The sequence below is a fragment of the Phaeovulum sp. genome, assembly GCF_030684035.1.
Lineage (GTDB): Bacteria > Pseudomonadota > Alphaproteobacteria > Rhodobacterales > Rhodobacteraceae > UBA6213.
In genome coordinates, this window is record NZ_JAUXPI010000047.1 from 70,378 (window position 1) to 84,932 (window position 14,555).

At 66.3% G+C, this 14,555-nt stretch carries 14 protein-coding genes; 9 read left to right on the forward strand and 5 right to left on the reverse strand.

The window, feature by feature from the left end; translation table 11 throughout:
- Nucleotides 1-4: 4 nt before the first annotated feature.
- Nucleotides 5-508, reverse strand: a complete 504-nt coding sequence (locus tag Q8J98_RS11475) for a hypothetical protein (RefSeq protein WP_305294460.1) — start codon at nt 506-508, stop codon at nt 5-7.
- A complete protein-coding gene (locus Q8J98_RS11480; protein ID WP_305183044.1) occupies nt 505-915 on the reverse strand; it encodes a hypothetical protein in 411 nt (136 codons plus the stop codon). The genes Q8J98_RS11475 and Q8J98_RS11480 overlap by 4 nt, the downstream gene beginning before the upstream one ends.
- Nucleotides 916-1,123: 208 nt before the next feature.
- Between Q8J98_RS11480 and Q8J98_RS11485 the strand changes: the two genes are divergently transcribed.
- From Q8J98_RS11485 to Q8J98_RS11520, 8 genes are all read left to right on the forward strand, one after another.
- Nucleotides 1,124-2,554, forward strand: a complete 1,431-nt coding sequence (locus Q8J98_RS11485; RefSeq protein ID WP_305294461.1) for an FAD-linked oxidase C-terminal domain-containing protein — start codon at nt 1,124-1,126, stop codon at nt 2,552-2,554.
- A 66-nt stretch (nt 2,555-2,620) separates the two neighbouring features.
- On the forward strand, nt 2,621-3,700 hold the full coding sequence (locus Q8J98_RS11490; RefSeq protein ID WP_305294462.1) for an FAD-binding protein: 1,080 nt from the start codon (nt 2,621-2,623) through the stop codon (nt 3,698-3,700).
- Nucleotides 3,697-4,011 (forward strand): hypothetical protein, encoded by a 315-nt coding sequence (locus Q8J98_RS11495; RefSeq protein ID WP_305183047.1) that lies wholly within the window; start codon nt 3,697-3,699, stop codon nt 4,009-4,011. The genes Q8J98_RS11490 and Q8J98_RS11495 overlap by 4 nt, the downstream gene beginning before the upstream one ends.
- 1 nt (nt 4,012) lies before the next feature.
- A complete protein-coding gene (glcF, locus tag Q8J98_RS11500; protein ID WP_305294463.1) occupies nt 4,013-5,311 on the forward strand; it encodes a glycolate oxidase subunit GlcF in 1,299 nt (432 codons plus the stop codon).
- A gap of 56 nt (nt 5,312-5,367) precedes the next feature.
- Nucleotides 5,368-6,165, forward strand: coding sequence for a serine protease (locus tag Q8J98_RS11505; RefSeq protein WP_305294465.1), 798 nt, complete (start codon nt 5,368-5,370; stop codon nt 6,163-6,165).
- 140 nt (nt 6,166-6,305) lie between these two features.
- A complete protein-coding gene (locus Q8J98_RS11510; RefSeq protein ID WP_305294466.1) occupies nt 6,306-6,770 on the forward strand; it encodes an Hsp20 family protein in 465 nt (154 codons plus the stop codon).
- Between the two features lie 239 nt (nt 6,771-7,009).
- Nucleotides 7,010-8,383: a phosphomannomutase gene (locus Q8J98_RS11515; RefSeq protein WP_305294467.1), complete on the forward strand. Its 1,374-nt coding sequence runs from the start codon at nt 7,010-7,012 to the stop codon at nt 8,381-8,383.
- A 265-nt stretch (nt 8,384-8,648) separates the two neighbouring features.
- The gene (locus Q8J98_RS11520; RefSeq protein ID WP_305294468.1) at nt 8,649-9,320 is read left to right on the forward strand and encodes a sugar transferase; all 672 of its coding nucleotides are present in this window, start codon (nt 8,649-8,651) and stop codon (nt 9,318-9,320) included.
- A gap of 18 nt (nt 9,321-9,338) precedes the next feature.
- On the opposite strand, the gene Q8J98_RS11525 is transcribed toward Q8J98_RS11520, so the two are convergent.
- Nucleotides 9,339-10,619 (reverse strand): capsule biosynthesis protein, encoded by a 1,281-nt coding sequence (locus Q8J98_RS11525; protein WP_305294469.1) that lies wholly within the window; start codon nt 10,617-10,619, stop codon nt 9,339-9,341.
- 107 nt (nt 10,620-10,726) lie between these two features.
- Here Q8J98_RS11525 and Q8J98_RS11530 point away from each other — a divergent pair, with 107 nt between their 5' ends.
- Complete coding sequence (locus Q8J98_RS11530; RefSeq protein WP_305294470.1) at nt 10,727-11,563, forward strand: class I SAM-dependent methyltransferase; 837 nt, start codon at nt 10,727-10,729, stop codon at nt 11,561-11,563.
- Nucleotides 11,564-11,592: 29 nt separating this feature from the next.
- Here Q8J98_RS11530 and Q8J98_RS11535 read toward each other — a convergent pair whose 3' ends face one another.
- Both Q8J98_RS11535 and Q8J98_RS11540 read right to left on the reverse strand, forming a co-directional pair.
- Nucleotides 11,593-13,419: a glycosyltransferase family 2 protein gene (locus Q8J98_RS11535; protein WP_305294471.1), complete on the reverse strand. Its 1,827-nt coding sequence runs from the start codon at nt 13,417-13,419 to the stop codon at nt 11,593-11,595.
- Entirely contained in the window at nt 13,406-14,554 is a 1,149-nt protein-coding gene (locus Q8J98_RS11540) for a UDP-galactopyranose mutase (protein WP_305294472.1), read from the reverse strand. The genes Q8J98_RS11535 and Q8J98_RS11540 overlap by 14 nt, the downstream gene beginning before the upstream one ends.
- Nucleotide 14,555 lies beyond the last annotated feature (1 nt).

The following is a 14,555-nucleotide window of genomic DNA, read 5'->3' on the forward strand; positions in this document are numbered from 1 at the left end:
GCCATTACGGCGCACAGCCCGGTGCGCAGGCCTGCGGCAATTGCACCAGCGCGCCAAACCGGGTCCAGGTGCCGCCCTCATCGCCGCTGACCTTGAAACCGCTGACGCAAATCCCGCGCCCAAGCGTCACTGCGCCGATATCCACCTCGGGCAGCACCAGCAACGCTTGTCCTTCGGCGAGGTCGCGGCCGGTGCTGCCTGCGGTGCCGCTTTGGAACATGTTGCTCAGCGCCAGAGCTTCGGGGTCATCGGTGCAGGCGCGGTCAAGGACCACCGCCAACCGCTCCGGCCAGCTCCGGTCAACCCCGGCGCTGCCGGACATGCCCTTGATCGCGGGCTCGCTATGCGCGGGCAGCCAACTGAGCGCGACAACGGTGCCGCAGACGTCGAACGGCGGAACCGGCGGCAACGGCGCGGCAACCGCCGGGACTGCGGCACCCAGAAGCAGCGCCGCAGCGGCTATCGCGCGTGGCACGCCAGTTTCAGCGCGGTCGGTGCCACTGCTCATGGCATTGTCCAGACCTTGATCGAGCTCAGCGTGTCATTCCACCAGCCCGACAACTCGACCGTCTTTGCGACATCGGAATCGGGGTTTTCGATGTCCTTTGTCGAGCCCTTGAAGTTGATGTGCTGGTAGATGCGCACCCGGGTCTTCGGGCCAAGCGTGATGCAGCTTGCCTTGTCGTTGAACCAGCCGACCGACGTGTAGGTGACGCCGGGCTTGTCGATGAAGACGAAATAGCCCTGCGCCCCGGGCGCGGTGCAATCGGAGCGGTCATAGGCGACCGCCTCGCCCTTCACCGGGTTCATCTTCAGCGTGATGCTGTCCCACGACGCTGCCTGCACCGCGACACCTGCGGCGACAAGCAGAGCCAGAACGGACGCTGCCAGCGCATATGTTGTGCGGCGTTTCATGATGCCCTCCTTCAGCGCCACTTCCGGGCGGTCAAAACGCAAGGGCCGCCACCTGGGCGCGCGACAATACTAGTGCCGATGTCGCCGGGGTGCGTTGAGGCAGGTCAAACGGTGGCGACGCGGCGCAGGTATTTTGTCGCGGTAAACCAATTTTGCTTGCTCACCGCACGAATTGGTTATATTTTTTTACCAAATGAGGAGAAGTGTCATGCAGATGCCCGTTCCTGACCCGGCGATTCTGGCGAAGAAGGCGGCCATTGTGGCGGCGTTGCGCGCGGTACTTCCAGCCGATGCGGTCATCGACGACCCTTTCGAGACCCGGGCCTATGAATGCGACGCGCTTGCGGCCTATCGCACCCGGCCGCTGGCGGTGGTGCTGCCACGTTCGACCTCCGAGGTGGCAGCGGCGCTGAAGGTTTGCCACCGCCACGGCGTGCCGGTGGTGCCGCGCGGTGCGGGCACCAGCCTTGCCGGTGGCGCGATGCCCAGCGCCGATGCGGTGATCCTTGGCGTGGCGCGGATGAGCGCGGTGCTGGAGGTGGACACCGCCAACCGCTTCGTGCGCGTCGAGGCCGGGCGCACCAACCTTGCGGTCAGTGCGGCGGTCGAGGGCGAGGGGTTCTTTTATGCGCCCGACCCTTCCAGCCAGCTTGCCTGCCTGATCGCGGGCAACATTGCGATGAATTCGGGCGGCGCGCATTGCCTCAAATACGGGGTCACCACCAACAACCTGATGGGGGTGACGCTGGTGACGATGGCGGGCGAGGTGCTGGAGATCGGCGGGCCCTATGCCGATGCCGGGGGGCTTGACCTTCTGGGGGTGATCTGCGGCTCGGAAGGCCAATTGGGGGTGGTGACGGAGGCGACCTTGCGGATATTGCCGAAGCCCGAGGGCGCGCGCCCGGTGCTGATCGGGTTCGACAGCAGCGAGGTGGCCGGGGCCTGCGTTGCCGACATCATCCGTGCCGGGGTGCTGCCGGTGGCGATCGAGTTCATGGACCGGCCCTGCATCCGCGCCACCGAGGCATTTGCGCAGCCCGGTTATCCCGATTGCGAGGCCCTGCTGATCGTCGAGGTCGAGGGGGCCGAGGCGGAGATAGACGAACAGCTTGGGCTGATCCGGCAAATAGCCATGCGCCACGCGCCGGTGGAATTTCGCGAGGCGCAATCGGACGAGGAGGCGAAGCGCATCTGGCTGGGGCGGAAATCTGCCTTTGGCGCGATGGGGCAGATCAACGATTACGTCTGCCTTGATGGCACTATTCCGGTCAGCGCCTTGCCGCAAACCCTGCGCCGGATCGGCGAGATGGCGGCTGCGGCGGGGCTGGAGGTGGCGAATGTGTTTCATGCCGGCGACGGCAACATGCATCCGCTGATCCTCTATGACGCCAACCGCGAAGGCGATCTGGAGCGCTGCGAGGCTTTGGGGGCGGATATCCTGCGGCTCTGCGTCGAGGTGGGCGGCTGCCTGTCCGGTGAGCATGGCGTGGGCATTGAAAAACGCGAGTTGATGTCGGCGCAGTTCACGCGGGCAGATATGGAGGCGCAGATGCGGGTGAAGGATGTGTTCGACCCGGGTTGGCTTTTGAACCCTGCCAAGGTGTTCCCGCTGGAGGTGAGCGCTGCGCGGCGGGGCTGAGCCGGGGGGCCTTCTGCCCCCCGGACCCCCCGAGGGTATTTGGGCGATGAAGAAGCAGGGGCTGCGATGAGACCGCAAGATGAGCGCGAATTGGCGGCGGCGATCCGGGATGCGGCGGGGCCGCTCAGGGTGCAGGGCGGCGGCACGCGCGGGCTGGTGGGCGCGGGCGAGGTGCTTGATACCACCGGGCTTTGCGGTGTGCGGCTTTACGAGCCTGCGGCGCTGACGCTGGTAGTGGGGGCGGGCACGCCCTTGGCCGAGGTCGAGGCGTTGCTGGCGGGCGAAGGCCAGCGGCTGGGGTTCGAGCCGGTGCGCTGGGGCCCGTTGCTCGGTGCTTCGGGCGAGAGCACGATCGGCGGCGTTGTTGCGGCCAATGTGTCGGGGCCAAGGCGGGTGCGGGCAGGGGCCGCCCGCGATGCGCTGATCGGGGTGCGGTTCGTTGACGGGCGCGGCGAGGTCATCAAGAGCGGCGGGCGGGTGATGAAGAACGTCACCGGCTATGATCTGGTGAAGCTGATGGCTGGAAGCCGGGGCAGGCTTGGGGTGTTGAGCGAGGTAGCCTTCAAGCTCATGCCCGCAGCGGCGAGCGAGGCGACGCTTCTGCTGGAAGGGATCGGGGTGGGGGATGCGGTGGCGGCGATGGCTGCGGCGCTCGGCAGCCCCTATGAGGTAAGCGGCGCGGGCTGGATGCCGGGGCTGGGCGCGATGCTGCGGCTGGAGGGGTTGGCGGAATCGGTTGGCTACCGGGTTGGTCGGCTTGGCGAACTGATGCAGCGCTTCGCCACGCCGCGCATCGAGCGCGCAGGCTCGGCGGCGCTTTGGCGGGATCTGGGCGAGGTGGCACCATTGCATCATTGCGCTGGCGATGTCTGGCGATTTTCGGTGAAGCCGTCGGAAGCGCCGGGGATAGTCGCGCGGCTTGGCGTTCCGGTGGTGCTGGACTGGGGCGGCGGGCTGATCTGGGCGGTACTTCCCGAGGGCACCAATGCCCGCGCCATGGCGGCACCCTATAGCGGCCACGCCACCCTGATGCGGGGCTGCGGCGTGGCGAGCGAGCCTGAGGCACCCGGCGTCGCGGAACTGGGCGAGGCGCTGCGGGCCAAGTTCGACCCGCGCGGGATATTCGGCGAAGGATTGGGGGCATGATGCTTGAAGGTCTGAATGCGGTGCCGCTGCTGGTGCCGGTGGTGGTCTATCTGTCGCTCTGCCAGTTGCCCGCCGGGCGCGGGGCGCTGATCGGCATCGGCTTTGCGGCGATTGTCTGCGCGCTGGCGTGGATTGGTGCGGCCTCGATGCGGCCGCTGGTGGCGGTGGCGGTGCCCGGGCTGGCGGCGGCGGCACTGGTGCAGGGCATCCGGGCGCTGCTGGGGGCGCAGCTTTCGCGCGGCGGCTATGTGGCGCTGGCCGGGCTGCCGCTGTTCATCGCGGTTGCGTGGTTGCTGGTCGGGGGGGCATGAGGTGCAGACCTCTTTCACCTCCGAACAGCTTGCCGACCCCGGTCTGGCGCGCGCCAACGAGATCTTGCGGGCCTGCGTTCATTGCGGCTTTTGCACCGCGACCTGCCCGAGCTATCAGGTGCTGGGGGACGAGCTCGACAGCCCGCGCGGGCGCATCTACCTGATCAAGGAGATGCTGGAAAGCGGGCGGCCCGCAGATGCGCGCACCGTGAAGCATATCGACCGTTGCCTTTCCTGCCTTGCCTGCATGACCACCTGCCCCTCGGGGGTGCATTACATGCATCTGATCGACCAGGCGCGGGCCTATGTGGAAGCCAGCTACCGGCGGCCCTGGCATGACCGGCTGTTGCGCTGGGTGCTGGCGCGGGTAGTGCCGCATCCGATGAGGTTTCGCCTTGCGATGGGGGCCGCCAAGCTTGCCCGTCCGTTCCGCCGCCTGGTGCCGGATGCGCGGCTGCGCGCCATGCTGGAAATGGCCGCGGTGCCGATCCCGCCGGTAAGCCGCAATGACGATGCACAGGTGTTTGCCGCAATTGGGGTGCGGCGCTACCGGGTGGCCTTGCTGACCGGATGCGCGCAAAAGGCGCTCAATACCGATATCAACGATGCCACCATTCGCCTGTTGCGGCGGCTCGGCTGCGAGGTGGTGATTGCCCGCGGCATGGGCTGCTGCGGGGCGTTGACGCACCATATGGGGCGGGTGGCGGAAAGCCACGCGCAGGCGGCGGCCAACATTCGCGCCTGGGGTGCCGCGAAGGCCACAGGGGGGCTGGATGCGGTCATCATCAACGCCTCGGGCTGCGGCACCACGGTGAAGGATTACGGGGCGATGCTGGCGGGCAGCGCGCTGGCCGTCGAGGCGGTGGAAATCTCGGCGCTGACACTGGATGTGACCGAGTTTCTGGAGCGCATCGGCCTTCCTGCGGGGGCACCAAAAGGGCTGCGGGTCGCCTATCATGCGGCCTGTTCGTTGCAGCATGGCCAGCAGGTGAAAACTGCACCGAAGGCGTTGCTGAAGCAGGCGGGGTTCGAAGTGGTCGAGCCCGAGGATGCACATCTTTGCTGCGGTTCGGCGGGCACCTACAACCTGCTGCAACCGGCCATCGCTGCCGAACTGGGGCGGCGCAAGGTGGCAACGCTGGTGGCGCGGCAGCCGCAGGTGATCGCGGCGGGCAATATTGGCTGCATGGTGCAGATCGGCGGCGGCACCCGCCTTCCGGTGGTGCATACGGTCGAATTGCTCGACTGGGCGACAGGCGGGCCAGTGCCGCGCGCGCTGGCCGGGGCCGATGCGCCATAATCCCGCCGCATCCGCCGCCTAGCTTTGCCGGGACGGTGAAACCTCGGGGAGCGGCGATGCGCCTATTGACCCTTGCAAAAGCGGCTTTGGGCCTGATGCTGGCAACGGCCCCGGCGGCGGCTGACGAGGCGCTGCGCGCACTGGTGACCGGCGACCAGGGGCGCGGCTGGGAGGCGGTGGGGCGCGTCGATCTGGGCAATGAAGCGTTCTGCACCGGGGCGCTGATTGCGCCAGATCTGGTGCTGACGGCTGCGCATTGCCTGTTTTCAAGCCGCTCCGGGGCGATGATCGGAACCGACCAGATCAACTTTCTGGCGGGCTGGCGCAATGGCAGCGCCATTGCCTATCGCGGCGCGCGGCGGGCGGTGGTGCCCGCAGGCTACCGCTATGGCGACAGCGACAAGATCGACCGGATCGAGGGCGACATCGCGCTGATCGAGCTTGACCAGCCGATCCGGCTGCCTACGGTCATGCCCTTTGCCATGGCTGCGCTGCCGCGCGCCGGTACCGATGTGGGCGTGGTCTCCTACGCGCGCGACCGCGAGGGGGCGCCAAGCCTGCAATCGCTCTGCCAGGTTCTGGAGCGCGCCGGCGAGGTGCTGATGCTGAGTTGCGAGGCGGATTTCGGTGCCTCGGGGGCACCGGTGTTCGTGCTTCGCGGCGGTGTGCCGAGCATCGTTTCGGTGGTCTCGGCGATGGCCGACGCGGAAGGGCGCAAGGTGTCGCTCGCGGTATCGGTCGCGGGCGTGGCGGCGCTGCGGGCGGTGCTTGATGCAGATCGCGGCAGTACCGGCAGCGCAGGCAGCGGCGGGCAGATGGCGGCGACAACGGGCGCAAAATTCGTGCGACCCTGAGGCGGCAGCGGCCTTGAAAGACCGCGCCTGCCTGCCCAGATTTGCGCAGTCGGGGTGCCGCGCAAGCGGGTTCCGGCGGCAGCGGCCCGGCCCCGGATGGGGCGGGCATACCAGCAACATCGCTCTTGAGAGGATGCATCATGCGCAATTTCGACTTTACTCCGCTCTACCGTGCCACCGTCGGTTTCGACCATCTGGCAGACCTGATGGACCGCGCGCTTTCGGCCGATATCGGCCAGCCGACCTATCCACCCTACAATATCGAGAAGCTCGGCGAAGATGCCTATCGCATCTCGATCGCCGTGGCGGGCTTTGGTGCCGATGACCTGACGGTAGAGCTGCGCGATGGGGCGCTGATCGTCGCGGCGCGCAAGGCAGCTGAAGAGCCCGCGCGCAACTACCTGCACCGCGGCATTGCCACCCGCGCTTTCGAGCGCCGTTTCGCGCTGGCCGAGCATGTGCGGGTGAAGGGCGCGAGCCATGCCGATGGCATGCTGCACATCGACCTTCTGCGGGAAATTCCCGAGGCGCTGAAGCCGCGCCGGATCGAGATCGGCCGTTCCGACACGCTTGAGGCGAAGGCGGTTGAGACCATCGAGGTCTGAGCTGCAAGGAAACGCAATTTGCAGGGGCGCGGGGCAACCTCGCGCCCTTTTGTTTTGGCTATGGCGGCGCGGGGGGGTGGCAACTCCGGCTCCGGTCGAACTTTTCATCGGGGCTAGCGCATTGTATTGAGGGGCTGTCGCCCCGCCCCGAAACCTGGTGGCGGGTGTAGAAAGCCAAGCTGTTTGAACGACCGGGGCACCGGGCCCGGCATTCTCTTTGAAGAGCAGGACCAGAGCCGATGCCGCGATTGACGTGCTTCAAGGCCTATGATGTGCGCGGGCGGCTTGGGGTGGAGCTTGATGACGACATCGCCTGGCGGATCGGGCGCGCTTTTGCCGAGGTCCGGAAGGCAGGGCGCGTGGTCGTTGGCCGCGACTGTCGGGCTTCGTCTGAAACTCTCGCTGCGGCGGTGACCCGGGGGCTGCGCGATGGTGGCGCAGAGGTGCTGGACATCGGGCTTGCGGGCACCGAAGAGGTGTATTTTGCCACCGCGCATCTGGGTGCCGATGGCGGCATCGAGGTGACCGCCTCGCACAACCCGATCGATTACAACGGCATGAAGCTGGTCGGGCCGGGCGCGCGCCCGCTTGACCCGGAAACCGAGCTTGCTGCGGTGAAGGCGCTGGCGGAGACCGGCAATTTCGCTGCTGCAAGGCGCGGCGGGCTGACCACATGCCCGGAGGTGCGCGGTGCCTATGTGCAAAAGGTGCTGTCCTTCGTTGATGTGGCTGCGCTCAGGCCGCTGACGATACTGGTCAATGCAGGCAATGGCACGGCCGGGCCGAGCTTTGACGCAATCGCCGAAGCGCTGGAGGCGCGCGGTGCGCCCTTGCGTTTTGTGCGCATGCACCACGCGCCCGACGGCAGCTTTCCCAATGGCATTCCGAACCCGCTTCTGCCCGAAAACCAGCCCGCGACCGCCCGGGCAGTGCGCGCCTCCGCAGCCGATTTTGGCGTGGCGTGGGATGGCGATTTCGACCGCTGCTTCTTTTTCGATGCAGAAGGCGCGTTCGTGGCGGGCGAATATGTCGTTGGTCTGCTGGCGCAGATCTTCTTGTTGAAAACCCCCGGTGCCGGGATCGTGCATGATCCGCGGGTGGTGCTCGGCACCCGCAGCATCGTGGCGGCGGCGGGGGGGCGCGCGATCGAAAGCCGCACCGGCCACGCCTATCTCAAGCAGTCGATGCGCGAGAGCGGCGCGATCTACGGCGGCGAGATGTCGGCGCATCACTATTTCCGCGACTTCATGTGCTGTGACAGCGGCATGATTCCCTGGCTGCTGATTGCCGAACTGGTATCGCGCAGCGGCAGGTCGCTGGCGGAATTGCTGGCGGCAATGCGCAGCGATTTCCCTTCATCCGGAGAGATCAATTTTCGCGTGGACGATGCGGCTGCTGTCATCACCCGGGTTCGCGCCGCCTTTGCGCCTTTGCACCCGGCCTGTGACGAGAACGACGGGCTTAGCCTTGCGTTCCCGAACTGGCGGCTGAATTTGCGCGCTTCCAACACCGAGCCGCTGTTGCGGCTGAACGTGGAAAGCCGGGGCGATGCGTCATTGCTCGCGGCGCGCGTGGCCGAGCTTGCCGCACTTATCGGCGGCACCCGGATCTGACCGGGTAGCGCCCTGCCAGCGATCCTCCAGGTCAAAGTCGCGGAGCGTTTTCAGCCAGGGGTTGTGTTCCTGCTCACGCACCCTGCGCACAATATCCGAAAATTAACTATTATTAACAGATACTAGCATATTTTCCGATGCATAGAATTCGCTTTACAGTTGTATTTACATTCCTGTACGCAAGGATGGGGCGACTGCTGGCAAACCCGCTGTCGCGCTCATCAAGGATGCCACAGGGCCGCGACACGCGCGGCGGAGGTGCGCAATGTATGTCGACCGGCAGGAACTTCAGGATGTGGTGCCTCTGCGCCAGATCGGTTCCGGTGCCGCTGGCTACTTTGGCAAGCGCATTGGCGATATCGTGCTTGGTCTTTGCATGCTGCCGATCCTTGCGCCGCTGATCGCTCTGCTCTGGTGCCTTGTCAGGCTCGACGGCGGGCCGGGCTTTTTCGGGCACCTGCGGGTCGGCCGCAATGGCCGCGCGTTTCGCTGCTGGAAGCTCAGAACCATGGTGCCGGATGCGGAGGTCTGGTTGCAGGCGCAGATCGCGGGTGACGAGGCCGCGGCGCGCGAATGGCGCGAGACACAGAAGCTGCGCAATGACCCGCGGATTACCCGGCTCGGCAGGTTTCTGCGCAAATCGAGCCTCGATGAGTTGCCGCAGATCTGGAACATTGTTGCTGGCGAGATGAGCTTTGTCGGGCCGCGCCCCTTTACCCCCGACCAGTTGCGGCTCTATCTCGATGCGGGCGGTCGGGCGTATTTTCAGATGCGGCCGGGCATAACCGGGCTGTGGCAGGTGTTTGGCCGAACCGACACCCGCTTTGACAACCGGGTTCGCTTCGACGAAACCTATCACTGCGCCTGTTCGCCGGGAACCGACCTTGGCTTGCTGCTGCGCACTGTCAGCGTTGTGCTGGCGATGACCGGGCGGTGAGCGTGGTGCCCAGCCGCCTCAGTCCCAGGGTTCGGTTGATATGCCCTCGGCCTGCGCCCGCTTCAGCCGGGGCGGAACCGGGGTAAATGCCCCGAAGGGCCGGGCCAGACCGGCTTCGAGCAGTCGCACGAAACCGTTGACCGCCGCTGCCCGGCCCTGCGGCGAAAAGAACTCGCCGCGCACATGCACGGCGGCAGCCATCAGCCGCACCAGCGCCGCGACCCCCTCGCAGTCCGGCCGTTCGGGGGCGGACCAGAAGCTGTCGAGCGGGCCTTGATGGGTGAGCCCGGCAATATCAAAGCTGGCAATCCCCATGCATTTGACCGGGCAGGCGGCTTGCAGCGCGTGCAGCCCAACGGTGCTGTTTACCACGACGCACCCCGCCGCCCTGCCGAGCAGCGCCGCAAGATCGCCGCCATCGAGAAAATCGACCCGAGCGCCAATTCCTGCCGCAGCCGCCTCGGTGCGCACCACGCGCGCCCAGTTGGTCAGGCCGTTGTCCATCGGGTGCAGCTTGACCACCAGCCGCGCCGTTCCGGGTGCGTGCTTGGCGAATGAGCCGAGCACTTCGCGCACGAAATCGCGCATGTCACGGTAGCGCGAATTGTGCCGGATCTGGTAATCGCCCTGCATCTGCAACGCGAGCAGAAAAAATGGCGCGTCGTCGGCCAGCCTTGCCGCCACCAACGCGCGCGCCGGAGCGGCCGCCCGCCGCCCGCGCCACTGCCGCGGCAGATAGGCGAGATATTCGAGCAGCGGCACATGCGCGCGGTCCGCCACGAAACGCGGATGCAGCGGCCAGAGCAGGAAGTTGCCAAGGTTATAGGCCACCTCCTGCAACGCCTCCTGCCAGAACGGGTGAATGTAAAGCCGCGTCATGTCAGGCGGCGGCAGGGCCGTGGTCGCCGCGAGAATGACCGCGAGCTGATCGGGAAAATGCGAAAACGCCGACTGGCCTCCCTCCTCGACCAAAATCCAGTCGGGCCGCAGATAGCCGAATTCATGCGAGACCGAGATCACGCCAAGCCGCTGCGCAGCGCGCTGGGCGGCCAGATGGTAGGGGTGGCGGTCGGCGAAATAGACCAGATGGGTGATTGCCTCGCGCCGCATCAGCGCCTCGACTTCGACCTCCCAGCGGGTCAGGCTGCCGCGAAAGAACGAACATTCCGGCCCACGCCAAAAGAGCCAGTCACCGACGCAGAAGTTGATGCGCTGCACATGGTGCCCCCGCGCCATCAAGGCGCGGCCAAGATCGCGGGCAAAAAACGACGGGTGGCCCTGCAGGAACAAGATTCTCATGCCGCCCGCCGCCATTGCTGCCGCTGGCCGAGTGTGGTCTTTGGACGAAGACCCCGCCGTATTCTGGCGGGGTAGCGCGCGGTTGAAACGACGAGGGGCACGATTTCATGCCAGATCTGGTTCGCATTCGCCATTCCGGGGCCGCCGCGCCGATCCGCATCGCGCTGCATCTTTTCGACCTTGCGGCCTACGAGGTGCTTTACCGCTTTTCGCCGGTGCGCAATCACCTCTTTTTCAACGGCGGCTACCTGCCGCTGGCTGCCGACATGGTCGCCTGCCCCGCGGTCGCGGGCGAGGAACCGAATGCGATGATGTATCACCTTCTCTTGCGCAGCATGGTCGCTGACCTTGACCCAAGACCCGCGGCACTGGTCGATGTCGGCTGTGGTCAGGGCGGCGGGCTGCTTTATGCCCATTGCCTCTATCCGGTGGCGGAACTGGCGGGAACCGACCGCAACGGCACCGTCACCCGCCTTGCCAGGCGCAACCTTGCCGGGGTGCCGGGGTGCCGCTTTGTAAAGGGCGGCGGCAAGGACGAGATCGCCTTTGCCGACGCCAGCTTCGATTTCGTGCTGAGCGTCGGCGCGCCCACCTATTTCGGCCTGACCCGCTTTGTGGCCGAAGCCGCAAGGGTCTGCCGCCCAGGCGGAATCATCGCTTTTTCCGGCGGCTACCGGCAAGGTGAGCACGCGGTGATCGAGGCCGAGTTGCGCTCGGCGGCGCAGGACCGGGGTTTGCGCTTCATCCGCTATGCCAACATCACGCCACACACGTTCGCCGCGCTTGAGGCCGACATTCCACGCCGGATCGAAAAGCTGAAGCGTGTGCCCTGGCCGTTTCGGGCCTACGGCTGGAAATGGGCCGACATGCCCGGCAGCGCCGAATACGAGGAATATGTGACCGGCAAGCGGGCCGATTTTGCTGCGGTCCTCTGCAAGCCCTGATCGCCGCCTTATCGCGGTCATTCGCGCGGTCATTCGCGCGCGCGGGCAAATTCCCGCTCCCAATGCGCGGGGGCGCGCAGGCTATCGATCGCGCCAAGCCAGCGCCGCGCGGCGGCGCGGCGGCAAAGGCCGTAGCGAAGCGCCAGCCAGAGCGCCTGCACGGTCATCGCCACCAGCCGCAAACGCCTTGGGCGCAGCACCAGACAGTGCTCGGCTCCCGGACCCGTCGCCAGCAGGTAGGAATGCCCGAGGGTGTTTTCCGGCAGCGGCTGACCCTTGACCAGCAACTGCGGCGCGCGCGCCGTGGGCCAAAGCAGGATGCGCCAGAACAGCCGGAAGTAAAGCACCGCCTGGCGCAGCACCGAGGGGTCGGCCTGCGCGGCCGGGGCGAGCGTGAGCGACGCCTGCACCACGCCCTTGCGCAGCACAGGTGGCGGCACGGCGTTGATCTGATCGCAGAGCCGCAGATGCCGGCTCAGGCCGTCGGGCCCCAGCGCGGCATCCGGCCCGGCCAGAAAATCGTCGAGCGCGATCATGCTTGACAGCGCGGCGCGGTAGCGGTGCACCAGCAGCCCATGCATCACCCAGCCCAGCACGAAAACCGGGCCGGGCAGGTTGGACACATTCGGGTGGCTTGCGGCGTTGATCAGCATGTTGCGCAGATCATAGTAACTGATCTGCCCTGCATGCTTGTAGCGAAACGACGAATGCCAGACCCCAAGCCCCGGCAAGGGCACGATTTCAATGCCCGCCTCACCCAGACGGCAGCCATATTCGATATCGTCGCCATGCAGGAATACCGGCGCGGGCAGGCCGCAGCGCGCGATTGCCGCCATCGGCATCAGGCAAAACCACCAGGCGTTGTAATCGACCGTAAAGCTCTGGTCCCAGATTTCCAAGGTGGCGGGCTCGGCAAGGTCGGCGTCGCGGCCAAGGGTTCGGGTCATCCAGTCCGGCCCAAGCAGGCCACCCACTTCCTGCAAGCGGGTGCGCGATTCAAGCTCGATCGCCTGGCCGCCGATCACGCAAGCAGGCACCGCATAGCTGGCAAAGGTTTTGGCGCGCAGCACGATGCGGGGATCAAGCTCGATGTCGTCATCCATGATGAGAAGATGGGTTGGCTGCTCGGCGCTGCCGGAGGCCTCCAGCATGGCGCGGCAAAAACCCCCGGTGCCGCCAAGATTGGCCTGCTCGATCACCGAGAATGCCGGGTGGCGCAGCCGCTCCAGAAGCCTCGGGCGATGAAAGCTTCGACCCTGGTTGACCACATGGACCCTCGCCAGATCGGCGCTCTCAAGCAACGCGTGCAGAATCTCGACGGTTTTCTCGAAATGGATTTCGCGCTCGAAGGTGCAAAGCCCGACAGATAGCGTGACCGGGTTTGGCGGCGCGAGGTCGGTGACATAGGCGAGGCTTTCGATCACCGTGCCGGGCGGGGCCTCGACCTCAAGGTGAATTCGCCCGATCGCTGCGGTGCCCGGCGCGTCTTTGCGCGCCCAGACCCAGTGCAGCGCCTCGTGCCGCTGCCCTTCGTGGTGCCAGCTTGCCAGGGTTTCGCTGCCCCCGCCCGGCAGATGCGCCACCGCCCGGAGCGCCAGCGGCCCCAGCGCAATGCAAGCCACCCCTAGCCGGGCAATCGGCGTGCGGGCGCGCCAGAAATCGAGGAAGAAGGCGTTGAAGTAGGAATCGGTGCTCAGAACACCGCCTTCGGGCAGGACCAAAGCACCCGCCGCACCGGTTTCGACCCGCGCCGAGGTGGCGGCGAAATAAAGCGCGTCCGGTGCCCCGGGATGCGCCGAGAGCACGGCTTGCAGCACCTCCACCGCAGGGCTTGCAGGTGCGTCAGATCGGGGCATGAACGAAAACCGGGGGCGGCGCGCCCGCCGCAAGACTGGTGTTGAGCGCGGCGGCGGTTTCAAGCGCGCGCGCCACGCAAACATCCATGTCGATGTAGCTGTAGGTGCCGAGCCGCCCGACAAAGGTTACACCACTGTCTGCGCGCGCACGGGCCACATAGCGCGCCAGTCTGTGCTGATCGCCCACCAGATGCAGCGGGTAATAGGGCGTGTCACCGGGCCCGGCATCGCGGCTGAATTCACGAAAGCAGACCGAGCGCGCCGGTGCGGGTTCCCAGGGCGCGAAATGGCGATGTTCGGTGATCCGCGTGAAGGGCACCTCGGCATCGCAGAAATTCATCACCGCCACCCCCTGATAATCGCCCGCAAACTCGAACCTCTCGAATTCGAGCGTGCGATACGAGAGCGGTCCGAATTCGTTGCGGTAGTAGCGATCGAGCGGGCCTGACCAGACGGTGTGATCGAAACCATCCGCTGGCGCCTCGGCGGTTTGGCCAAGGCAGAGCGCGATGTTGCGGTGGTCAAGCATCCGCGCCACGAGGTCGGTGTAGCCCGCCCGTGGAATTGCCTGAAAGCGATGCGAGAAATAGTCGCTTTCATAGGTAAAGCGCAACGGCAACCGCTTGAGGATGCTGGCCGGAAGCGCGCGCGGCTCGACCCCCCATTGCTTGCGCGTGTAGCCCTCGAAAAACGCGCGGTAAAGTGCTTCGCCCATGCCTGCAAGTGCCGCTTCTTCCATGTTGCGCGCGCCTTCGGGTGGCGGTGGCAAGGCGCGTTCGGCCAGAAAGGCGCGCGCCTCGTCGGGCGAAAGCGCGGTATCGAAGAACTGGTTGAGGGTCAGCAGGTTCATTGGCAGCGCGAACGCCCGCGCGCCGACCCGCGCCACTACCCGGTGCCGGAACGGCATCATCTGGGCAAAGCGGCAAAGATAGGCCCAGACCACCTCGTTATCGGTGTGCAGGATATGTGGTCCGTGCAGGTGCAGCATGACGCCCGTCGCCGGGTCGCGCTCGGTTCGGCAGTTGCCTGCCACCGCCGGGCGCTCATCCAGCACGGTTACGGCATGGCCAGCCTCGGCCAGTTCGCGCGCGATCACCGCGCCGCTGAAACCGGCACCTACGACGCGGATCCTCATT